We start from the raw sequence: 22,338 nt of genomic DNA on the forward strand, positions 1-22,338 counted from the left end.
GCTCAGTCCGGGCTGGCCGCCTTTAATGTGAGAAATGACTATGACTAAATTTTTCGTACTGACCGCCGTTATTTTGCTTGCCGGGTGTTCATCTCAGGCTTCAAGAATGGCCGATTGTCAGGCTCAGGGTGTGTCTCGCGATGCATGTTATATCGCTGAACAAAACCGTCAGACCAGTATTACCGCTGCCGCAGAAAAACAGGCAATGGAAAATGCCGCTAAACAGTATGCACAGGCGACGTCTAAGGTCGTTAAAGTCCGCATCGCCGGTGTCGCGTTGAAAATCTATCCTGCCGATAAGCAGTGCTATGTCGATGGCGTAGCTGCAGCGATGACCGAAGATAACGTCGACGCGACCACCTATAAGCAGGGTTTCTACGATGTTATCCATTACAAGCGCACCCACAAAATTGTGTTGCTCAATAAAGGACAGATTATCGGGCGAGCCAAAGGATGAATAGACAGCATTCTGACCAGTTCCGTCACCTTCCCCCTGACCAGCAATACGCCTGTCTGCTGATGCTCAGACGGCTCGAAGAAACGCAGTTACCGGCAGGCGTGAACTGTCTGGCTTTTTCGGTGGTCATGCAAAATGGTCATATGGCGACACTCAGTAAATTCGATGTAAAACCGGATGAAATCTCTGTGGTCGTGAGCTGGGATAAAGACCGTCAGCTCACACAAGCACTTCCGCTATGAACAGCAATGAAACACGTAGTTAATTGTCCTGACAGGTCTTTAGATTTTAAACAGCGCGCCCGACGTTCTACCGGCGTGCTTTTTTTTTGCATCCGTTAAAAGTGTCGCTTTGCAGGCAACATTATTGACGTGAGAAGTGAGTCGGTCATACTGCATTCGAAAAATAGCCCTGATGAACGGTGCCCACTACATTCATCTTCAAACGCGGTGGAAAGCATTATGTTTTCACTCAAGAAACCTTTTCCTTATCTCAAGTGACAACTGATGAAAACCACAAAGACTCTTACTCAAGGCCAACTGAAAAAAGTGCGCAGGCGGGAACGTCTGGCGGCGATGACGCCGGGTGAACGTAAAGCGAATGATAAGTACAGAGCGGAGAGTAAAGCGCAGGCAAAAGCGCAGAAGACCTCCCCTGTCGCCAACGCCCCCTCTTTAGCCCCGCAAGATGTGCAGGAATCAAATCCGGGAGTTATCCCTGGAGACATTCCAAACCATTATCAGGGAAAACCTGCTGTTCATCTGACTGGCGAGGCCGACCGTCAGACTCTCGCCTATCGCCCCCTCATCGCAGTGCAAAAACTTCAGGGCTCCTCCGCTCAGGATGAGGAAAAAATACCCGAAGCCTACCACTACAAGCCACGCAAAGTTCGTGCAGGTGCCGAGGGGGATTTTGACCGTTATTGGAACGACGCTGTAAAGAAGAAGCTTAATCCTTACGTGTACGTTGAAGAAATCACTGCACGCCGTAAAGCAGAAAAATTAACCGAACAAGCGAAACTGGCTGCTGATTGAAAATCACAGGTTCTGTACCTCGATACCGACTCCCAGGATTCTCTGCTTCAGAGGATCCTAACTGCATTTCATCCCCACCAACTCTCGCCAGTCACTACACTTTCAATACCCATTGCCCTAATTAATTGATGAGTCTGTTCAAAAATTTGCGTTTGTAACCCTGGCGTCATGCGCGGAGGATGGAATCTCTTGCTCATCACGGCGCAGACCACCGCGCAGGAGTCAATGTGGGATTTCTCAACGAATTTTTCTCGCGCATTTTTGGCAGTACATCGGTCGAAAAAGCGCAACGAACACCACCACATGAGGAGTTGAAAATGGCAAAAGTACTGGTTCTCTATCATTCCATGTATGGTCATACTGAAACGATGGCGCAAAGCATTGCCGAAGGTGCCCGCAGCGTTCCCGGCGTTGAAGTAACGGTAAAACGCGTGCCGGAAACCATGCCAGAGGAAGCTTTTAAAGCGGCTGGCGGTAAAACCGGACAAACAGCGGACATTGCATCACCGGGCGAACTCGCCGATTACGATGCCATTATTCTCGGTACCCCAACCCGCTTTGGTAACATGACCGGGCAAATGCGTAATTTCCTCGACCAGACCGGTGGACTGTGGGCGAAAGGTGCGCTGGCCGGTAAAGTCGCCAGTGTATTTACCTCAACAGGTACAGGCGGCGGGCAGGAGATGACCATCACCTCCACCTGGACCACTCTTGCCCATCACGGGATGATCATCGTTCCAATCGGTTACACCACGCCGGAACTGTTTGATATCTCGCAGGTTCGCGGTGGCACGCCTTACGGTGCATCAACCATCGCCGGTGGCGACGGTTCGCGTCAGCCAAGCGCTGAAGAGCTGCGGATCGCCGTGCATCAGGGTAAACATGTCGCGACCATTACCCGCAAGCTGGTGAGTTAGTCTTCCCGAAAGCAGAAGGCGCAGAACTTGCGCCTTACATGCCCTTCACTTATGAATCCATCGCGACGCTCACATCACCGCGATGGATTTTGCATTCATGACAAGATTTCCCCGTAACGCAGAGGCACTGACGCCGGGCTATGCAGAACGAAAAAAAACGGCCCTTTCGGACCGTTTTGTATCAGACGCAAAGTACACGTTTGAGATCTTTAACCCCGCGACGCGATGATATTTTCCGCGACGTTACGAGGTGCCTCAGCGTAGTGGTTGAACTCCATGCTATAGGTTGCACGACCCTGCGACATGGAGCGTAATACGGTGGAATAACCGAACATCTCAGAGAGCGGCACTTCGGCTTTGATGATTTTACCGCCGCCGCCCGCAATCTCGTCCATGCCCTGCACCGTGCCGCGACGGGAGGATAAATCGCCCATCACGCCACCGGCGTACTCTTCCGGAGTTTCCACTTCCACTTTCATCATCGGCTCAAGAATAACCGGATCCGCCTGTCTGGCCGCTTCTTTGAATCCAAAGATGGCCGCCATTTTGAACGCCATTTCCGAAGAATCGACCTCATGGTACGAGCCGAAGGTCAGCGTGACTTTCACATCCACCACCGGATACCCGGCCAGAATGCCGTTGTTCAGGGCTTCCGTGACGCCTTTCTCGACGGCCGGAATAAACTCACGCGGCACCACGCCGCCCTTAGTGGCATCGGCGAACTGGAAACCCGTCCCTGCCGGTAACGGTTCAAGCGTAAAGACCACATGGCCGTACTGCCCTTTACCGCCGGACTGACGCACAAACTTGCCGTCCACATCTTTGACCGTTTTACGCACCGTCTCCCGATACGTGACCTGCGGTTTACCGATGTTGGCCTCCACGCCGAACTCGCGTTTCATGCGGTCAACAATGATTTCCAGATGCAACTCACCCATCCCGGAAATGATCGTCTGGCCGGACTCTTCGTCAGTCCGGATTCGGAACGACGGATCCTCTGACGCCAGCCTGGAGAGCGCAATGCCCATCCGTTCCTGATCGGCTTTGGTCTTCGGCTCGATGGCCTGCGAAATCACCGGATCCGGAAACTCCATGCGCACCAGCGTGATGATGTCGGTCGGATCGCATAACGTTTCACCGGTGGTGACATCCTTCAGCCCGACGCACGCCGCAATATCACCGGCGCGGATTTCGTCGATTTCAATCCGGTCATTAGCGTGCATCTGCACAATACGGCCAATGCGTTCTTTTTTACCGCGAACCGGGTTGTAAACACTGTCGCCTTTTTTCAGCACGCCGGAATACACACGTACAAACGTCAGCTGACCGACATACGGATCCGTCATCAGTTTGAACGCCAGCGCCGAGAACTTCTCGCTGTCGTCTGAATGGCGGAAAATTTCGTTGCCGTCTTCATCAGTCCCTGCGATCGGCGGAATATCCAGCGGTGAAGGCATCAGTTCGACCACGGCGTCGAGCATGCGCTGCACGCCTTTATTCTTGAATGCGCTGCCGCACAGCATCGGCTGGATTTCGCCGGCGATAGTGCGAATACGCAGACCCTCGGTGATTTCATCCTCGGTCAGCGCGCCTTCTTCGAGATATTTATCCATCAGCGCATCCGTCGCTTCGGCGGCGGCCGAAACCATTTTTTCGCGCCACTCTTCTGCCTGCGCCTGCAACTCTGCCGGGATCGGCGCGTAGCTGAACGTCATGCCCTGAGTTGCGTCATCCCACAAGATGGCGCGCATTTTGCGCAGATCGACCACGCCGGTGAAATGCTCCTCGCTGCCGATCGGGATAACAATCGGGACAGGATTGGCTTTCAGGCGATCAACCATCATCTGGCGCACCCGGAAGAAATCTGCGCCCTGACGGTCCATTTTGTTGACGAAGGCCAGACGCGGCACTTTGTATTTATTCGCCTGACGCCAGACGGTTTCAGACTGCGGCTGCACGCCGCCGACCGCGTCATACACCATCACGGCACCGTCGAGTACGCGCATGGAACGTTCCACCTCAATGGTGAAATCCACGTGCCCCGGCGTGTCGATAATGTTGATGCGATGTTCATCAAACGAATGATCCATTCCGCGCCAAAAACAGGTCACAGCCGCCGACGTAATGGTGATGCCGCGTTCCTGTTCCTGAGCCATCCAGTCCGTGGTCGCACCGCCGTCATGCACTTCGCCCAGCTTATGGTTCATGCCGGTATAAAAAAGAATACGCTCGGTGGTCGTGGTTTTACCTGCGTCGATGTGTGCTGAGATACCGATATTGCGGTAGCGCTCGATTGGCGTTTTGCGAGCCATATAACGTCCTTACTGGTTGATGGCTAAGTTGGCGGGGAGTGTTTTCACGGCCCGTCACAAAGTTCTGGGTTGTCGATCATAAGTAATAAAATTCTTAACACGGAGAGTATACTACAATTGTACGAGTATATTCGTACAATAAGTTTTTCTATCGATGAAATCGGTGGGACGTCGTCACGTTGTACAGTGAAGGAGGGATACGTTATATTGCGCGGCCGCCGATAAATGCACATTCATGAGGATAAGCCAATGATAGCCAACCACCCTGAGCGCGAGCAGATCCGCCTCGAAAATGTGCTGACGGCGCTGGGAAATCCGCTGCGCCTGGCAGTCGTTCGCACGCTGGCCAAAGGCGGTGAACATCCCTGCGGCACCCTGTTGCAGGGTTTATCGAAATCGACGCTCACGCATCACTGGCGTGTGCTGCGTGACAGTGGCGTTATCTGGCAACGTCCGGACGGACGCGCGAATTTACTCTCTTTGCGCCGCGACGATCTCGACGCCCGCTTCCCCGGCCTGCTTGATTCCCTGCTGAACGCCATCGAATCCGACGGCATCACGCTGGAATCCACACAGAAGCATATCTCCGAGCAACACCTTTAGTTTCCGCTAAGCTGCGATTTCACCAGCTGACAGAACGTATTGATTATAGACGATGCGTGGCTGTCCACCCTGCGGGCGAGATACAGCGGCGCGCTAAGCTGCGTGCTCGCTGCCAGCGGCAGAAAAACCACGCCGTCGCCGCCCAGCCGGGTCATAGATTCCGGCACAATCGAAATCCCCAGCCCCGCGCCGACCAGGCTCAGACACGACGTCAGGCGCGGCGCTTCCTGCACAATGTGCGGGCTGAATCCGGCGCGGACATACGCGGCGAGTATCGCATCGTACAGCCCTTGCCCCGCCCGTCGCCGGTATAACACAAATGGCTCGTTGCTGAGATCCTCCAGCTTCAATGGCTGCTCAGCCGGTTGTGATGCCAGCCGGTGCCCGGCAGGCACCGCCACCCACATCGGCTCTTCCAGCACTTTTTCCATCACTAATTCAGGCTTGTCTTTTACGCGCATTCGCACAAACGCGACGTCCAGCTGCCCGGCGACGACCGCCGCCAGTAATTCCCCGCTGCCACTTTCCTCCAGCTGAGTACTGACCGAAGGGTAAATCTCACGATAGCGCCGCAGCAGCGCAGGCACGAAGGTATGCAGCGCGGCGGAGCTGGTGAAACCGATGCGGATCCGCCCCTGTTCCCCCAGTGCGGCACGCTGCATGGCGGCACTTAGCTGCCCGGCGCGCGCCAGCACCGCACGAGCTTCGTGCAGCAGCACTTCTCCGGCTTCGGTCGGGATCACCCCGCGTGGCAGACGCTGTAACAGCGGCACGCCAAAATCATGCTCCAGACTCTGCAAAAGGCGGGTAAGCGGCGGTTGCTGGATAAACAACAGTTCGGCGGCGCGGGTAATACTTCCGGCTTCCACCACCGTCACGAAAGCGTTGAGACGTTTCAGTTCAATCATTGCCATATCTTCCGGGTATCTTTCATTACTATTATAGGCATTAGACATCATGGCATGTCGGCGCGCATCATCCATATGAAATTTATGCCTTTGGCGTGTCTGGATACTATTGTAGGGAGAGTGGGAAAAATGGCTGATGTCACGCAGGAAAAAATAATGCTCGATACCGATAATGACACCGCGCCGCAACCCGATTGCGGACAACTGTTTATGGGATTTTTTGTGCTCGGACTGACCGGGTTTGGCGGCGTACTGCCGATGGCGCGCCACATGCTGGTGGATAAACGACGCTGGCTGACGGCAGATCAGTTCACCGAACTACTCGGGCTCTGCCAGTTTTTGCCAGGCGGCAACATCATCAACTTGTCGGTGGCGTTAGGGATGGAGTTTCGCGGGCTTCGCGGCGCGCTGTCGGCCATTCTCGGGCTGATCCTCGCCCCGACCCTTTGCGTGGTACTGCTCGGTCTGGTGTATGCCCGCTATCAGAATGAGCCTCTGGTGGAACATCTGTTCGCTGGCATGGCAGCGGCGGCGGCCGGTTTACTGCTTTCGACTGGCATTAAAATGCTTAGCCCGCTGCGGGGGAAATGGCTGCAACTGGCGCTGGTCGCCGCGGGCATCATCGCCATCGCTCTGTTTCGCCTGCCGATGTTGCCAGTCATGCTGGTGCTGGCGCCGGTGAGTATTTTCATCTGCGCAAAAGGGAAATTCTGATGACGGTTTTATTCTCTCTTGCCCTGTTATTCACCGAACTTTCCCTGCTGGCCTTTGGTGGCGGCAATACGATTTTGCCCGAAATGCAGCGCGCCGTGGTCGATGTGCATCACTGGATGAGCGCGCAGGAGTTCAGCGCGCTGTTTGCGCTGGCACAGGCGGCACCCGGCCCGAATATGATGATCGTACCGCTGATTGGCTGGCAGGTGGCCGGATGGTCAGGATTGCTGGTCTCCTCGCTGGCGAAGTTCGGTCCGTCTTCCATTGTGACGCTGATCGTCATGGGTGGCTGGAAACGCTACAAAGACCGCCCGTGGCGGCAGGTTGTCCAGCGCGGGCTGGTGCCGGTCACCGTCGGGCTGGTGGTGTCGAGCGGACTGCTGATCGCCGAAGCCTCCGCTACCACGGCTGTCATGGGCGGCATCATCATTTTGTGTACCCTGCTGGCAATGAATAAGCGCATCCATCCGCTGTGGGTACTGGCGGCAGGCGCGGTGCTGGGGCTGCTGTTGGGGTAGATATTGGAATAGATGTTTGAGTAACAAAAAAGGCTGCCGTTTGGCAGCCTGAATCATTCGAACTGGATAACTTAAGAACAGAACACGCGTGCTTCACGTGGGGTATAGATCCCGAACGTCACCAGACCCAGAAGACCGTTAACAAAAGTCTGTTGAGTTTCAACGCGAACGACTTTATCTGCGCCACCGCAGACTTTCGCAGCATCAATGGATTTCTTCTGACCAATACCGCTGACGAAGAAGTGATGCGTGGTCACTTGCTTAGGCGCGGTGGCAATACCCTGACCCATGTTGAAAGTTTGCTGTGCACAGCCGGATAACAGTACGGCAACTGCCGCTGCAAAAATAACTTTTTTCATGACAATCCCTTATAGAAGACCCCAATGGCCATTAAGAACCCGTTTCAACCTGCCGGTACGATTTTTTTATAAAAACCAATAACACCGGCTGGCTAATTTTGGTTATCGGAGATTTTACTGAAATATTTAAGGGAAAGAAGTAAATCATCGCAAATATTGTGGATTTTTAATTGCGAACCCGATCGCAGCATTCATCCGACAAATAGAGTATTGATCCGATATTGAGTATCTATATATATCAATCATTAAGGATGATAATGAACATTAAACCTCTTAGCCTCGCCGTTTCCGCCCTTCTGCTTTCAGCAACTGCCTCTGCCGATAACACTCAGCCCGAACTCAGCCAGCGTGAAGTGACGCTGCTGACCGTCGATGGCCTGCAGTTTAAAGATCTGAATCATTCCGGAAAACTGGAACCCTACGAGGACTGGCGGCTGACGCCACAAGAGCGCGCAGCAGATCTGGTCAAACGTATGACGCTGGAAGAAAAAGCGGGTGTGATGATGCATGGCTCAGCACCGACGGCAAACAGCCCGATCGGCGCAGGCACGCATTATGATATGGCGGCTGCGAGAAAGATGATCGAAGGTGCCAAAGTCAACAGCCTGATTACCCGGCTGTCGGCGGAAGATCCGGCGGTGATGGCAGAAGAAAATAACAAACTCCAGCAAATCGCCGAAACCTCGCGGCTTGGCATCCCGGTCACCATCAGCAGCGATCCGCGTAACTCGTTCGAATATCTGATTGGCGCCAGCACCTCTTCCGGCAAATTCACCCAATGGCCGGAAACGCTGGGGCTGGCCGCGATCGGCAATGAGAAAGTCACACGCCGTTATGCAGATATCGTCCGTCAGGAATATCTGGCCGTGGGGATCCGCGAAGCGCTTTCACCGCAGGCGGATCTGGCGACCGAACCCCGCTGGGCACGCATCAGCGGTACTTTCGGCGAAGACCCGACCCGCGTTCATCATATGGTGCGCGGCTACGTCGAAGGGATGCAAAACGGCGCGGATGGCCTGAATTCTGGCAGCGTCATTTCGGTCGTCAAACACTGGGTCGGCTACGGCGCGGCTGAAAATGGTTTCGACAGCCACAATGTCTACGGCAAAAACGCCGTGTTCCCCGGCAATAATCTCAAAGAGCACATTTATCCGTTTACCGGCGCGTTTGAAGCTAACGTCGCCAGCGTCATGCCCACGTACTCGATCCTAAAAAATGTCTCCATCGAAGGTAAACCGCTGGAACAGGCAGGCGCAGGCTTCAGCCATCAGCTTCTGACCGATATTTTGCGCGGGCAATATGGCTTCAAAGGCGTGATCCTCAGCGACTGGCTAATCACCAGCACCTGCGATGACGTCTGCACCCACGGCACGCCGGAAGGTAAAGAGCCGGTACCGGGCGGGATGTCATGGGGAGTCGAAAATCTGACGCCGCAGCAGCGATTCGTCAAAGCGGTCAAAGCCGGTGTCGATCAGTTTGGCGGTGTGACCGACTCGCAGTTGCTGGTCAGCGCGGTGAAAGAAAAACAGTTGACTGAAGAACGCCTCAACGAATCGGTGATACGCATTCTTGAGCAAAAATTCCAGACCGGCCTGTTTGAAAATCCGTACGTCGATGTGCAGAAAGCGGTACAAACCGTTGGCCGCGCGGACTGGCAGAAAGAAGCCGATGCCGCACAGGGGCATTCGCTGGTGCTGCTGCAAAATACCGGCGATCTGTTACCGCTGAAAAAGGGCCAGAAAATCTGGCTGTACGGTATTGCACCGAAAGCCGCCGAGGCCGCCGGATTTACCGTGGTAGATTCACCGGAGAAAGCCGACGTGGCGCTCATCCGCGCGCAAACCCCTTATGAAAAACTGCATCAGGCGTGGTTCTTTGGTAAGCGTCATCACGAGGGCTCGCTGGAGTTTACCGGCGATAATGCCGATTATCAGGCCATCGTTAACGCCAGCAAACATGTGCCAACGGTAGTGACGGTGTATCTGGATCGCCCGGCGATTCTGAGCAATGTGAAGGATAAAGCCAAGGCCATCGTGGGGAATTTTGGCGTCAGCGACGCCGTGCTGTTTACCCGCCTCACCAGCGGCGAAGCCTTTACCGGCAAACTGCCATTCGAACTGCCGTCGTCGATGGAAGCGGTGCTAAAACAACAGTCTGATATGCCGCACGACAGCGAATCTCCGCTGTTTGATATTGGTTTTGGGCTGGCGCGCTGATCCCTTCAATTTCTGCGCCGTCACGGCTTTCGTCGTGGCGGCGCATCTTCTGGCAATGATCTGCACCGCCATTAAACACCCTGTTCGCTGATAATATCGCCCGGCCATTCCCTCCATTCCGCTCAAACAAAAACCACAAAACCCATGAATTTCATGCGGATAAAATGTCGCCACTTCACACTTTTTGAATAAAGTTCACTTGAATTTGTAAAATAATAATGATAACAATTATCATTAAGTTTAACATTCGTCTCGTTTTCGTAAATACCCTGCCTCTTTCTGGCCGGGCTTTCGTGCGGAACGTGGTTGGCTTCCGGGTTTATTTACACACGCATCAATTAATTACTCGAATAATGATCGGGTTATTTATAGGGATTATTACTATGTTGTTGGCTTTTCCCCTCAAACGCTCGGTGCTTTTGTGCGCCATGGCCCTTCCGGCCTCCTCGCTGGCCGCAGAAGATACAGTGGTTATCAAGGCATCACAGGCTGATACCGCTGATGCACCGACGCAGGGTTACAGTGCAAAAACGTCGAAAAGCGCGACTAAAACCGACCAGCCGCTGATCACCACCGGTCAGGCCGTTTCGGTCGTAACCCGTCAGCAGATGACGGATCAGAATGCGACGACAGTCAACGCAGCACTGAACTATACGCCAGGCGTATTCACTAACTTTGCCGGCGGCGCGACGCGTTATGACACGATCTCCCTGCGTGGTTTCCACGGCGGCGACGTCAACAACACTTTCCTTGATGGCCTGCGTATTCTGAGCGATGGCGCGAGCTATAACTCTATTCAGGTTGATCCTTGGTTCCTCGAACGTATTGATGTGGTAAAAGGCCCGTCTTCTGCCCTCTACGGCCAGAGCATTCCCGGCGGCGTCGTGGTTGAAACCACCAAGCGTCCGCAGTTCGCTGAAGAAGGTCATTTCCAGCTTTCCGGCGGCACGCAAAATACCAAAGGTGGCGCATTCGATTACACCAATGCCATCAACGACCAGTGGGCATTTCGCCTGACCGGTATGACCCGCAGCAGCGATACCCAATACGATCATCAGCGCGAAGAGCGTTATGCGATTTCCCCGCAGCTGATGTGGCAGCCGGATGAAAACACCTCGCTGTTGCTGCGCGCCTATCTGCAAAAAGATCCGTCCGGCGGTTATCATGCCGCCGTGCCTGCCGACGGCAGCCTGTACGGACAGAAACTGAGCCGTGGCTTCTTCGACGGTGAAACGGATCGCAACCAGTTCAAGCGCTGGGAGCAGATCTACAGCTACGAATTCCAGCACGCGTTCAACGACGTCTGGTCATTCCGCCAGAACGCCAACTACACTCACTCCAATACCGAACTGGATCAGGTGTATCAGGCGGGCTGGAACGCAGATCGCACGCTGATGAACCGTTATTATTCCGGCGAGAAATCCTCTCTGGATACTTTCGCGATTGATAACCAGCTTGAAGCCGATTTCGCCACCGGCGAACTGGCGCACAAAGTGGTGCTGGGCTTTGACTATTCTCACTTCGTCAACGATCTGAAGTCTGACGGCGCCACTGCCGGTACGCTGAACCCGTACACCGGCGTTGGCATCGATACCCTCGATTATTACAGCCACACCCGCGGCAAAAACCGTTACGAGCAGATGGGCACGTATCTGCAGGACGAAATGAACTGGAACAAGTGGTTCCTGACCTTGTCAGGCCGCTACGATACGCTGAAAACCGACAGTCGCAGCTACGAAAGCATCTATGGCACCGACAGCCACAGCGAGCGTAAAGACAGCCACTTCAACAGCCGCGCTTCCCTGTTGTATGCATTTGATAACGGGATCTCTCCTTACGTCAGCTACAGTCAGGCGATGACGCCATCTGCCCTGCCGGGTGCCGACGGCACGTTGCTCAAACCGATGCAAAGTGAGCAATACGAAGCCGGGATCAAATACCAGCCGGTCGGTACGTCCGACATGTACACCGCAGCACTGTATGATCTGACGCAGGACGACGTGGGTAACCGCGTAGTGGTCGGCAGCTATTACGAGCCAGCGGGTAAAATCCGTTCGCAGGGTCTGGAGCTGGAAGCCAAGAAACAGGTCACCGAGCGCTTCAACGTGATGGCCGGTTATACCTACAACAAAGTCCGTATCCGCGATGCCAGCCAGAACAACGGCAACACGCCATACGTCACGCCAAAACAAATGGCTTCCATCTGGGGTCAGTATAAGACGCCGGTCGGTGTGGATCTGGGGGCGGGTGTGCGTTACATCGGTACACAGTGGGCGGATAACGAGAACACGCGCCACATGCCTTCCGCCACGCTGGTGGATGCTTCACTGCGTATGAATCTGGTGCAGTTCAACCCGCAGCTGAAAGGTGCCTACGTGCAGCTGAACGCCAACAACCTGTTCGATAAGAAATATGTCGCAGCCTGTTATGGCACCAGCTATTGCTACTGGGGTCAGGAACGTACCGTGGTCGCAACCGTGGGTTACGATTTCTGATAGCTAAAGTTATTGATTGTTTTCACTCCCCCTGCACAGGGGGAGTTGGATCAGACCGGCAGGAGACGCTTTACAGACCGCCGGCAAATTTCACAGACCTAATACAGACGCCCCCTACCCGAAGTCGCCCGCCCTGAATGATCGACGTTATCCACACCCTCAACCTCGGCACGTGGACAGAAGCGCATTAAGCGTTATTTGCACGTGGAGGTATTATTAAGAATCAATGAAGTGTATGGCTGAAAAATTTGAGCGAATTAATCCAACCTGAACAATGTTGTCGCAAAGGATCAATACGGTCAGTATGGCGGCTGCCTGACACAATAATAAATAAGGGATTTTAATGTTGCGAAAATCAACTCTGATGGCTTTACCTTTGCTGACAACGGCGGTATTCCTGCTGACAGGATGTCCCCCGGCACCGGATCTGACACAGTGGCAGCGTCCTGATACAGACATCGACGGCGTGCGCATCGCAATGGGTAAATGCGGCGTACAACTGCCGGGCCCCGATATCCCTAAAACAAATAATGAGTCAGTTCTGTACTACCAATGCATGGAGAATATGGGGTTTACCCGTAAAGACGGATTCGAAATTTGCAGCATTCGTGTTTACCATGATACCCCAGCCTGCCTTGAGCAAGAGCAGGGGCATCCTTTAAGTCAGAGCCAGCTGGAAGCGCTGCCGTTTGTCGCAGACAGTGGGTTTCATCCGATTAAACCGGATTCTGGCATAAGCCCGTATTCCCTGATTACCTGGCGCAAAAAAGGGGCTTCGCTGCATTTTTCTCATAAAGTTGAAAACGACAAACAAGCACTGGCGGTAATGTACCAATGCGGTTATCCACAACCCTTGGGCTCGGTGCCTTACGTACCGACGCTGCGCAAAGCCGCTGATGTTCAAAAATGCATGCTGGATAAAGGTTTCGAGCCTAAATACGAACTCAATCTGGTCTGTCGTAATTACCCGAAAGTCACAGGCTGCCCAAAAACCTGATTATTTCTTCTGACATTACCCTGGGACGCTGTATTAACACTGGAGAAATCTGCCCCGGCATCGCCTTTCACTGCCCGGCGGCTTGTTCCCTTCGTATCTCAATGAAAATAGAGGTTCAGCGTTCTTTCTCATCAATCCAGGCAATGAGATCGGCCAGCCTGTTCTCAGAAAACACGGCTATGCCATGTTCAGTAAGCAGGGATGCTGCGATCCCCATACCTGCCTTACGCTTGCCGCTAAATGAACCGTCATAGATAAATTGGCTACCGCATGTTGGACTGCCATCGGTTAACAGCGCAGCGGTACAGCCTGACTCCTGAGCGGTACGCAGCGCCAGCCAGGCGCCAAGCTGATATTGCTCCGTGACATCTTGCCCGGTAATTTCAACTATTCTGACCTGCTTCGGCATGACGTCTTTACCTTCAGCAGACACAATCTCAGCCGGTGGACGCGGCGTTGGCAGCCCGGCGGCGAGTTCAGGACAGTGGATCACAAGACGCTGCTCTTTCTGCCAACGGTGCAACTGATCGACCATTTGTGCTTTCTCGCTACCGTCATAGCGGACTTTGAACCCCATGAGGCAGGCACTTACCAGGATTTTATTCATCATCGTTATCGTATATCAGGGCAATTTAAGGCCGGGATTATAACACCTTCGCTTTATACACCGGCTTTGCTGTAGCAGTGTCAACCGGCGGCTCAGAGCGAAGAGCAGATGCTGATAAAGTGACCCACCGCCTGTATCTTGCAGTCACATCGTTTTAAACCTCTGACCTGCTGCCACTGATATACGCGATGATTTCATTGATTTTTTCAAAATCAATAGTGAACTAATCCGCCGTCCACAGCATATTGGCTTCCGGTGACATAAGCCGCATCATCTGAGAGCAGAAACAGTGCGACGGCGGCCGCTTCATCAGCGGTACCGGCTCGCCTGAGTGGCACCTGGTTCACCACAAAATCCTCAAACTGTTGCCGCGACTCCTCGGGCATGAAGTGTCTGAAATTAGTCTCGATGGGTCCCGGTACCAGCGTGTTGGCGCGAATGTTGCGTGTAGCCAGCGAGGCGGCCCAGCTTTTTACCATGGCGACAACGGCGCCTTTGGTTGCAGCATACAGGCTGGTCATTGCCGCGCCTTCATAGACCGAAGACGACGCGGTGACTAACACTGATGCGCCAGGATTCAAAGCCCTGGAAAGCGATGCAAGCTGGAGCATAGGCCCGCGAACATTGGCATTCATCATGCGATTAAAGGCGTCGGCCGTAACAGATTCCGGTGTCCCCACTTCTGCGTAACCCGCATTCAACCACAATCCGTCGAGGTGCCCCCAGTCGTTGACAGCCGTTGTCAGCGCATCGATATCAGCCTCACTGGCTGCATCACTTTTCAGAACCAGTGCGGTGCCCGGTAACAGCTTGCGAGCCTGGGCCAGCCGTTCTTCATTGAGTCCCGTGAGGGCAATTTCCCCTCCCTCTTTCACAATTCGCAGCGCGCCTGCCAGCCCTATACCGCTGGTGCCGCCCGTTATAAGTACACGTTTACCGTCAAATCTGCCCATTATCGATCCCTTTTAATCCTTAAAGTTGCCATTTACCTTACGAAAGATACGCACAGTCGTCATCTGTTTCATCCGGTCGCAATGGCATTAAGTCCTTCCTGATCAGGATATTTAGTATGATGATTAACCGCCGGTTGAGGGTAGTCGTGAGATAAACAGCTTTCACCCTGAATGTATGGCAGAGGAACGCAGTAACAACTAGCCCGAAGACAGATCAGCTTTTCCGACCCTGACCACACGCCCTTCTTTGAAGGTTTTGGCAGCATGGCGAAAAGGCGCAGAAAGTGTTTTCCCCCGCGCGGGTCGTGGTGCCGTTTTGCCGTAAATAAGCGGTTAAATGTGAAGGAATTGTGCAGGACTCCGCAAAAAATGCGGTCGGTGCAGGGAACTTTTCGAACAGCATGAGAAAGCTTTGGCCTGTTGGCAATAAATCCTTATAATTAGCGACCCTGAAATGTGATTCGTTACACATACTGAGTCTCATTAAAGTGCTCTGTGAAAGTACCGTGTCTCTCCGGTGGTAAGCCTGCCGGGGGGAAATCAACATTCTGACAACAACTGCCAGTGTGGCATTAACGACCAACGAAAATATGAAAATGAGCATTCGCGCGATAGTTACCCTGGTTTTGGCAGTTGCTGCGTACAGCCAGGCATCTTTTGCTGTGGTATATCCTCTTCCGGCGAACAATGGTCGTCTGGTCGGTGAAAATATTACGGTCACTGTTCCACAGGGCAGCAGCCTGCCTCTCGAACATTTTGCAGCGCAATACCAGATGGGTTTGAGCAACATGCTTGAAGCCAACCCTGGCGTTGATCCGTTCCTGCCAACCCCTGGCACCGTGCTGACTATTCCGCAACAGTTAATCCTGCCGGATACGCCGCACGAAGGTGTTGTCATCAACAGCGCAGAAATGCGTTTGTACTACTACCCGAAAGGCAGCAATACCGTTGTCGTTCTGCCAATCGGTATCGGTGAGCTGGGCAAAGACACCCCGCTGAACTGGGTGACCACTATCCAGCGTAAGAAAGCCGGCCCGACCTGGACCCCGACGGCAAAAATGCATGAAGAATATGCCGCCCGCGGCGAGTTCCTGCCTGCCGTCTTCCCTGCCGGCCCGGACAACCCGATGGGTCTGTACGCGCTGTACGTAGGCCGCCTGTATGCTGTTCACGGCACCAATGCCAACTTTGGTATCGGTCTGCGCGTCAGCCACGGTTGTGTACGTCTGCGTGATGCTGACATCAAATGGCTGTACGACAACGTGCCACAAGGCACCCGCGTTCAGTTCATCAACGAGCCGGTGAAAGCCACCGTTGAGCCAGACGGCAAGCGTTATGTTGAGATCCATAACCCGCTGTCTTCCAACCAGGAAGAATTCGACTCCCAACAGCCGATTCCAATCAGCCTGACCGGCAGCTCCAACGCCGTGGCGATGGATCCAAGTGTGAATCAGACAGTGGTTCAGCGCGCGATCGAGATGCGTGCAGGCATGCCGGTTCAAATCAACTAAGCGTTAAGGCTTGGAGTGGTGTGAGACGTTGGAAAGCCCCGAAACTTTTTCGGGGCTTTTTTTTGGGGATTTTTTGGACTGCCATCCAATGGCGGCTAAAAAAATAACCGAGAAAGTTTCGGTTTCTCAATAGCAGTGATCACTTAACTCGCTGCGCCGAAACCGCCCAAAGAGGTCCAAGACGGGCCCTCTTTGAAATCTCCACGTCTTTTTAAAACATGCGCTACCGCTGGAACGATGGACCTGTTCTGTTGCTGACGCGTGTGGCGCAAAATCACGCCGCAGGAAGAGGTGGAAAACCGCGAGTTTTTGCGCGGGTTGTAACCCGACCGGAGGGAACCGCGCAGCGGCGGGATTTTGCGGCAACAGGAGGAGTTTCTGAAACAGAGCCGGGATGCATGGCACGTGTTTTAAAGATCCGGGGATTCTTAAGGGGGGCGGCGATAAGCCCCCTTTAAGGCCGGTTTGGGTGGCAGCCCAAGGTCTTAACCTTAAGGCCAGTTTGGGGTCTTGACCTTGAGGCCAGTTTGGGTGGCAACCCACGCTCTTGAATTTAGTGGGCGAGGAACTTCTCCAGAAACTGCTTAGTTCTCGCGTGCTGCGGATTCGAGAACAACTCCTTCGCAGGCCCCTGCTCCACGATCCTTCCCTGATCCATAAAGATCGCCCTGTCCGCCACATCGCGCGCAAAACTCATTTCATGCGTCACGATAACCATTGTGCGGTGCTCGAGCGCCAGCGCGCGGATAGTGTTGAGGACTTCGCCGACAAGCTCCGGGTCGAGGGCAGACGTCGGTTCATCGAACAAAATGACTTCAGGATTCATTGCCAGTGCGCGGGCGATCGCCACACGCTGCTGCTGACCGCCGGACAAACGGCGCGGGTAGGCGTCTTCTTTACCGCTCAGGCCGACTTTTTCCAGCAGTTTGCGCGCGGCGGCAATCGCTTTCTCTTTCGATTCACCTTTTACGATAACCGGGCCTTCAATGATGTTTTCCAGCACGGAACGGTGTGGGAACAGATTAAAGTTCTGGAATACAAAGCCGACCTGCTGACGCAGTTCGCGGACTTTGTTTTTCTGCTTGCTGACAGGCTTGTTACCGTCAATTTCGATTTTACCGACCTTGATGGTGCCACCGTCCGGCTCTTCCAGCAGATTGATGCTGCGCAGCAGCGTGGTTTTACCGGAACCGCTCGGGCCGATAATCGCCACCACTTCTCCGGCATTCACCTGTAAATCAATACCGTGTAACACCGTTTGGCCGTTGAATTTCTTAGTCAGTTGCTTAACGTCAATGGTACTCATGAAGGCTCCTGATCCTGACGGTTAACGCGGTCTTCCAGACGGTTTTGCAGGAAGGATAAAACGGTTGCCAGCACCCAGTAGATGATCGAGGCGGCAAGATACATGGTGAACACTTCCAGCGTGCGCGAGGTGACCAGCTGCGCCTGACGGAACAGCTCAGGTACCTGAATGGTCGCGGCCAGCGAAGTGTCTTTCACCAGACCGATAAAACTGTTGCCAAGCGGTGGCAGCGCGGTACGGGCTGCCTGCGGTAAAATCACGCGGCGCAGCGTCTGCCAGTGGTTCATCCCAATGCTGGAGGCGGCTTCCCACTGCCCTTTTTCGATCGACGAAATCGCCGCACGCAGGGTTTCAGAGGTGTAAGCCGCTGTATTAAGCGACAGGCCGATCATGGCAGCCGGTATAGGATCCAGCTCAATGCCAAACTGCGGCAGGCCGTAATAAATCATAAACAGCTGTGCGATAAGCGGCGTACCACGAAATACTGACACGTAAAAACGTGACAACCATGACAGCGGCCAGAAACGCGAAAGGCGCATCAGCGCCAGCATAAAGCCCAGTAATAACCCGAAAATCATCCCGCCAATACTTAGCTGGAGCGTAAACAGGGTTCCCTTCAATAAAAATGGTGCTGAATCCAGCACCAGTTGAATACTTTCTTGCATCCGATAAAGACCTTTTGGATGTTTGCTCTAAGAGTACCGGGAGCAACATCAGCTCCCGGTGCAACGAGCATTATTTGGTGACGTCAGCCCCGAACCACTTCTCAGAAATTTTGGTCAGTGAGCCGTCTTTTTGCATCTCGGCAATGGCTTTGTTGATTGCAGCCAGCAGTTCCGGGTTGTCTTTACGCAGCGCCACGCCCGCTTCCAGACGGGAGAACGGTGCGCCCGCAACGGCTAAGGTGTTGCCGGTTTTCTTCACCAGATCCAGCGCTGCCAGACGGTCTACCAGAATCGCATCAATACGGCCTACGCGCAGATCCTGATATTTTGTCGGGTCATCATCATAGGTACGAATATCCACGCCCTGAACATTTTCACGCAACCACTGCTCGTAGTTACTGCCCAGACCCACGCCTACTTTCTTACCTTTCAGGTCTTCAGGTTTAGCAAAATTGGCCTCATTGCCTTTTTTGGTCAGCGCCTGAATGCCGGAAACGGTGTACGGGGTGGAGAAATCATATTTCTTCTTACGCTCAGGAGAAATCGTCACCTGGTTAATCGCCACGTCGATACGCTTGGATTCCAGTGAGGCCAGCATGCCGTCCCACTTGGTCGGTTGCAGCTTGGCTTTTACGCCCATGTGCTGCGCCAGCGCATCAGCAAACTCCACTTCAAAACCGGTCAGTTTGCCGTCTTCACCCTGAAAACTGAACGGAGGATAAGTGCCTTCCAGCCCGACGATCAGCGTGCCGCGTTCTTTAACTTTCTTCAGTAAACCTTCATCAGCGAAGCTGTTGCTGACCATGCCGACAGTTAACGTCACCGCCACAGCACCCAGGAGTAAACGACGACGCAGTGTAGAAAAACCCATATTCACCTCATTTATAGTTAATTATAAAACGTTATATACCCTATGGATTTGCGCACAGTAGCACCCGTCGCATCAGTTATCAGGAATATAATTCTATAATCTTAGCTCAAAATGGAATAAGCACACTTTAAGCCATCAAAACGATCACTTCCACCCATCACAGCGATATGTGATGCCTATACAAACGGGTGATAGGCAAACAGCGCTGGTGCCCCGCCGGTGTGAATAAACAGGATCGGGCCGTCTTCCGGGAAGAGACCGCGTTCGATGCCATCGAGTAAACCCGCCATCGCTTTGCCGGTGTAGACCGGGTCGAGCAACATCGCTTCCTGTTCGGCCAGCAGTTTAACCGCCGCCATACCCGCTTCGTTCGGCTCGCCGTAGCGCGGCGCGAAGTATTCATCCCACAAAACTATCGACGGAATGTTTTCATCCAGTTGCAGATGAGTGGCAACCTCGCGGGCAATCGCCTCCACTTTCGGACGTTGCTCGTGGGCTTTACGTGACACCGTCACGCCAATCAGGGCGGTATCCGGCATCAGATGGCTCAATGCCACCGCCAGACCGGCGTGCGTCCCGGCGCTGCCGGAAGCGACAACCACGGCGCTGAAATCCACAAAGCTGGCGGAAGATTGCTCAGCGATTTCCAGCGCACATTGCACGTAGCCCAGCGCGCCTAATGCATTTGAGCCACCGACCGGCACCACGTAAGGACGAAAACCCTGTGCTTCCAGACGCTCTGCCTGCTCTGCCAGCTGCGCCATCGGATCGTGCAAAGCCTCGCACATCACCACTTCGACGTTGAACAGGTCCAGCAACAAACGGTTGCCGTTGGTCAGATAATTTGTCTCGGCGGTGCCAATCGGGTTTTCCAGCAGCGCGACGCATTTTAGCCCGAGTTTTGCGGCCACGGCGGCGGTCTGGCGTACGTGGTTTGACTGAATAGCCCCGGCGGTCACCAGCGTATCCGCGCCCTCTGCCAGCGCGTCGGCGACCAGATATTCCAGCTTTCTGAGCTTGTTGCCGCCCATTGCCAGCGGAGTGACGTCGTCGCGTTTGATGTAAATGTCGCGGCCAACGTGTTCTGAAAGACGGTGTAATTTTTCCAGCGGCGTGCTGTTACCCAATAAATCGAGACGATCAAAGGCATCCAGCCGGTTTTTAAGCATTGAAATTTGAGCAGGCACAGTGTTCCCCTGACGCGCAGCCGCAGGGCTGAGCGAAACCGTAAAAAGAATTATTCGGATATGAAATGATATTGATGATTAAGTATATAAAGAATGTATACAAACTGGAGACAAAAAAACAGGCTCCCGGAGGAACCTGTTTAGGGTGTTTCATTGTCATTCTGTGCGAAACGGACTCAGGCGGATTTCTGCCAGGCCAGATACTGATCGTATTTGCGCAGGGCAATACGGTAGTTATCGTGTGCCGCCACCGGTACATCACTAATGATCCGCTGGTGGATGCTGTCCCCTTTCAGTTTATCGAGAGGATAGTTGCTGGCAGATAAAATCTCATCCAGACGGCGGAGGCGGACAACGTACTCGCGCACCGTGCTGTGATTCATTTCAGTCTGTTCAAACAGATATTGCTTAAACGCCATGATGTCGAAATACGACGAATGGCTGTTACAGCTAATCTCACTGCAAAAACGACACAGTGCGGTCAGTTCTTGCGACAGGTTGTGCCACACGTCGTCATCAATAGGCTGGTCCATCTTAGCGATGGCCTCTTTATTGATGATTTGCCCGCGAAACACCAGTGCCATCCTGTCGAGTTCTTTTGCACACTGTGAGCAATGAGTCTGACTATGTTTAAAATCTTTAAGATAACGGCTTAAAGGCCTTGTTTTGATTCCCGCTGGCATAAATTTATTCCTGATAAGGGACATAAAATGTATAACCGGCCAGGAAAAAGCGGATCAGTGGTCGTTGGCCAGGCGCGTTCGCAATCGCTTAATCGCCTGACTGTGCAGCTGGCTTACCCGGGATTCCCCGACTTCCAGCACTGCCCCGATCTCTTTTAAATTCAACTCTTCCTGGTAGTAAAGCGTAAGAACTAACTTTTCCCGTTCTGGTAACGCATCGATAGCTTCCATCACCCGGTGGCGTAAATTGCCCTCCAACAGATGATGTAACGGGTTGGCCTCTTCGTGCCCTTCCATCAATGCCTCGGCTGAATCGCCGTGCTCTTCACGCCACTCGTCATAAGAAAACAACTGGCTACTGTTCGTGTCCATGAGTATTTGCCGGTATTCCTCGATGGGAATATCCAGCGCCTGCGCCACCTCTCCTTCGCTCGGTGGACGCCCTAATCGTTGTTCTGCATGATGCATTGCCTGGGACACTTCACGCGCATTGCGTCGCACGCTGCGCGGCACCCAGTCGCGGCTGCGCAACTCATCAAGCATCGCGCCGCGAATACGCTGAACGGCGTAGGTGGTAAACGCCGTGCCCTGCATCGCATCAAATCGCTCAACCGCATTCAACAGGCCGATTCCCCCCGCCTGCAGTAGATCATCAAGCTCTACGCTGGCGGGAAGCCGTACCTGCAAACGCAGGGCTTCGTGGCGCACCAGGGGAACATAGCGCTGCCACAAAGAATTTTTGTCTATCACGCCGTCGGCGGTATACAGATCGCTCACTGTCGTAACCTGTAAAATTAAGGGTCTGTAGCATTGTGACAGTGGAAAGCCTGTTCAATCGGCAGAATAAGGACAAAAAAGCGCGGCTATTTTGATTATGTCTCGAACATCGCCTGTCGCCATCCCTCTGCCTGCCGGTCGTGATAGCTTAAATTTTGTTCTAAATATAAAGATTATCCTAAATTATACCAGCCTGCCCGCCAAAGGGATTGTACAAATTCGTAAGTTTTGGTTAAAAAAAAACCCCG

General features: G+C 53.5%; 22 protein-coding genes. 11 read left to right on the plus strand and 11 right to left on the minus strand.

Translation table 11 applies throughout. The features are described from left to right. Positions 1-40 precede the first annotated feature (40 nt). From TU92_RS15185 to wrbA, 4 genes are all read left to right on the plus strand, one after another. On the plus strand, positions 41-457 hold the full coding sequence (locus tag TU92_RS15185; protein ID WP_112168060.1) for a hypothetical protein: 417 nt from the start codon (positions 41-43) through the stop codon (positions 455-457). After that, positions 454-699 carry a hypothetical protein gene (locus tag TU92_RS15190; RefSeq protein WP_112168061.1) on the plus strand — a complete coding sequence of 82 codons (246 nt, stop codon included), beginning with the start codon at positions 454-456 and terminating at the stop codon, positions 697-699. The genes TU92_RS15185 and TU92_RS15190 overlap by 4 nt, the downstream gene beginning before the upstream one ends. 264 nt (positions 700-963) lie before the next feature. Further along, entirely contained in the window at positions 964-1,491 is a 528-nt protein-coding gene (locus TU92_RS15195; protein ID WP_112168062.1) for a hypothetical protein, read from the plus strand. Between the two features lie 317 nt (positions 1,492-1,808). Further along, complete coding sequence (gene wrbA / locus TU92_RS15200; RefSeq protein ID WP_112168161.1) at positions 1,809-2,408, plus strand: NAD(P)H:quinone oxidoreductase; 600 nt, start codon at positions 1,809-1,811, stop codon at positions 2,406-2,408. A gap of 209 nt (positions 2,409-2,617) precedes the next feature. Here wrbA and fusA read toward each other — a convergent pair whose 3' ends face one another. After that, positions 2,618-4,720, minus strand: a complete 2,103-nt coding sequence (fusA, locus tag TU92_RS15205; RefSeq protein ID WP_112168063.1) for an elongation factor G — start codon at positions 4,718-4,720, stop codon at positions 2,618-2,620. A gap of 249 nt (positions 4,721-4,969) precedes the next feature. Here fusA and TU92_RS15210 point away from each other — a divergent pair, with 249 nt between their 5' ends. Then, entirely contained in the window at positions 4,970-5,323 is a 354-nt protein-coding gene (locus TU92_RS15210; RefSeq protein ID WP_056769964.1) for an ArsR/SmtB family transcription factor, read from the plus strand. Here TU92_RS15210 and TU92_RS15215 read toward each other — a convergent pair. Continuing rightward, positions 5,320-6,237, minus strand: a complete 918-nt coding sequence (locus TU92_RS15215) for a LysR family transcriptional regulator (RefSeq protein WP_208640417.1) — start codon at positions 6,235-6,237, stop codon at positions 5,320-5,322. The genes TU92_RS15210 and TU92_RS15215 overlap by 4 nt on opposite strands. Before the next feature lie 150 nt (positions 6,238-6,387). Here TU92_RS15215 and TU92_RS15220 point away from each other — a divergent pair, with 150 nt between their 5' ends. Both TU92_RS15220 and TU92_RS15225 read left to right on the plus strand, forming a co-directional pair. Beyond that, positions 6,388-6,945 carry a chromate transporter gene (locus tag TU92_RS15220; RefSeq protein ID WP_244207734.1) on the plus strand — a complete coding sequence of 186 codons (558 nt, stop codon included), beginning with the start codon at positions 6,388-6,390 and terminating at the stop codon, positions 6,943-6,945. Beyond that, on the plus strand, positions 6,945-7,463 hold the full coding sequence (locus tag TU92_RS15225) for a chromate transporter (RefSeq protein ID WP_112168065.1): 519 nt from the start codon (positions 6,945-6,947) through the stop codon (positions 7,461-7,463). The genes TU92_RS15220 and TU92_RS15225 overlap by 1 nt, the downstream gene beginning before the upstream one ends. 71 nt (positions 7,464-7,534) lie before the next feature. On the opposite strand, the gene TU92_RS15230 is transcribed toward TU92_RS15225, so the two are convergent. After that, positions 7,535-7,822: a Bor family protein gene (locus tag TU92_RS15230; protein WP_112168066.1), complete on the minus strand. Its 288-nt coding sequence runs from the start codon at positions 7,820-7,822 to the stop codon at positions 7,535-7,537. 257 nt (positions 7,823-8,079) lie between these two features. On the opposite strand from TU92_RS15230, the gene TU92_RS15235 reads away from it, so the two are divergent. From TU92_RS15235 to TU92_RS15245, 3 genes are all read left to right on the plus strand, one after another. Then, the gene (locus TU92_RS15235) at positions 8,080-10,038 is read left to right on the plus strand and encodes a glycoside hydrolase family 3 protein (protein ID WP_112168067.1); all 1,959 of its coding nucleotides are present in this window, start codon (positions 8,080-8,082) and stop codon (positions 10,036-10,038) included. Positions 10,039-10,421: 383 nt separating this feature from the next. Further along, positions 10,422-12,533 carry a TonB-dependent siderophore receptor gene (locus TU92_RS15240; RefSeq protein WP_112168068.1) on the plus strand — a complete coding sequence of 704 codons (2,112 nt, stop codon included), beginning with the start codon at positions 10,422-10,424 and terminating at the stop codon, positions 12,531-12,533. Between the two features lie 343 nt (positions 12,534-12,876). Next, the gene (locus TU92_RS15245; protein ID WP_112168069.1) at positions 12,877-13,530 is read left to right on the plus strand and encodes a hypothetical protein; all 654 of its coding nucleotides are present in this window, start codon (positions 12,877-12,879) and stop codon (positions 13,528-13,530) included. Positions 13,531-13,645: 115 nt separating this feature from the next. Here TU92_RS15245 and TU92_RS15250 read toward each other — a convergent pair whose 3' ends face one another. Continuing rightward, positions 13,646-14,140 carry a 2-thiouracil desulfurase family protein gene (locus TU92_RS15250; protein ID WP_112168070.1) on the minus strand — a complete coding sequence of 165 codons (495 nt, stop codon included), beginning with the start codon at positions 14,138-14,140 and terminating at the stop codon, positions 13,646-13,648. Positions 14,141-14,349: 209 nt separating this feature from the next. Further along, on the minus strand, positions 14,350-15,090 hold the full coding sequence (locus tag TU92_RS15255; protein ID WP_112168071.1) for an SDR family oxidoreductase: 741 nt from the start codon (positions 15,088-15,090) through the stop codon (positions 14,350-14,352). Between the two features lie 590 nt (positions 15,091-15,680). Here TU92_RS15255 and TU92_RS15260 point away from each other — a divergent pair. Next, the gene (locus tag TU92_RS15260; protein ID WP_112168072.1) at positions 15,681-16,601 is read left to right on the plus strand and encodes a L,D-transpeptidase family protein; all 921 of its coding nucleotides are present in this window, start codon (positions 15,681-15,683) and stop codon (positions 16,599-16,601) included. Between the two features lie 553 nt (positions 16,602-17,154). On the opposite strand, the gene tcyN is transcribed toward TU92_RS15260, so the two are convergent. The 6 genes from tcyN to TU92_RS15290 all read right to left on the minus strand — a co-directional run bounded on the left by tcyN (position 17,155) and on the right by TU92_RS15290 (position 22,090). After that, a complete protein-coding gene (gene tcyN / locus TU92_RS15265) occupies positions 17,155-17,907 on the minus strand; it encodes an L-cystine ABC transporter ATP-binding protein TcyN (RefSeq protein WP_112168073.1) in 753 nt (250 codons plus the stop codon). Further along, positions 17,904-18,572, minus strand: coding sequence for a cystine ABC transporter permease (gene tcyL, locus TU92_RS15270; RefSeq protein ID WP_112168074.1), 669 nt, complete (start codon positions 18,570-18,572; stop codon positions 17,904-17,906). The genes tcyN and tcyL overlap by 4 nt, the downstream gene beginning before the upstream one ends. Positions 18,573-18,642: 70 nt before the next feature. Then, on the minus strand, positions 18,643-19,443 hold the full coding sequence (gene tcyJ, locus TU92_RS15275; RefSeq protein WP_112168075.1) for a cystine ABC transporter substrate-binding protein: 801 nt from the start codon (positions 19,441-19,443) through the stop codon (positions 18,643-18,645). Between the two features lie 176 nt (positions 19,444-19,619). Then, on the minus strand, positions 19,620-20,612 hold the full coding sequence (locus TU92_RS15280; protein ID WP_112168076.1) for a D-cysteine desulfhydrase: 993 nt from the start codon (positions 20,610-20,612) through the stop codon (positions 19,620-19,622). A 194-nt stretch (positions 20,613-20,806) separates the two neighbouring features. Then, on the minus strand, positions 20,807-21,313 hold the full coding sequence (fliZ, locus tag TU92_RS15285) for a flagella biosynthesis regulatory protein FliZ (RefSeq protein ID WP_112168077.1): 507 nt from the start codon (positions 21,311-21,313) through the stop codon (positions 20,807-20,809). Between the two features lie 54 nt (positions 21,314-21,367). Next, on the minus strand, positions 21,368-22,090 hold the full coding sequence (locus TU92_RS15290) for an RNA polymerase sigma factor FliA (RefSeq protein WP_056769937.1): 723 nt from the start codon (positions 22,088-22,090) through the stop codon (positions 21,368-21,370). Positions 22,091-22,338: the final 248 nt, after the last annotated feature.

The sequence above is a fragment of the Rahnella inusitata genome (assembly GCF_003263515.1).
In the GTDB taxonomy this organism is placed as follows: Bacteria; Pseudomonadota; Gammaproteobacteria; order Enterobacterales; family Enterobacteriaceae; genus Rahnella; species Rahnella inusitata.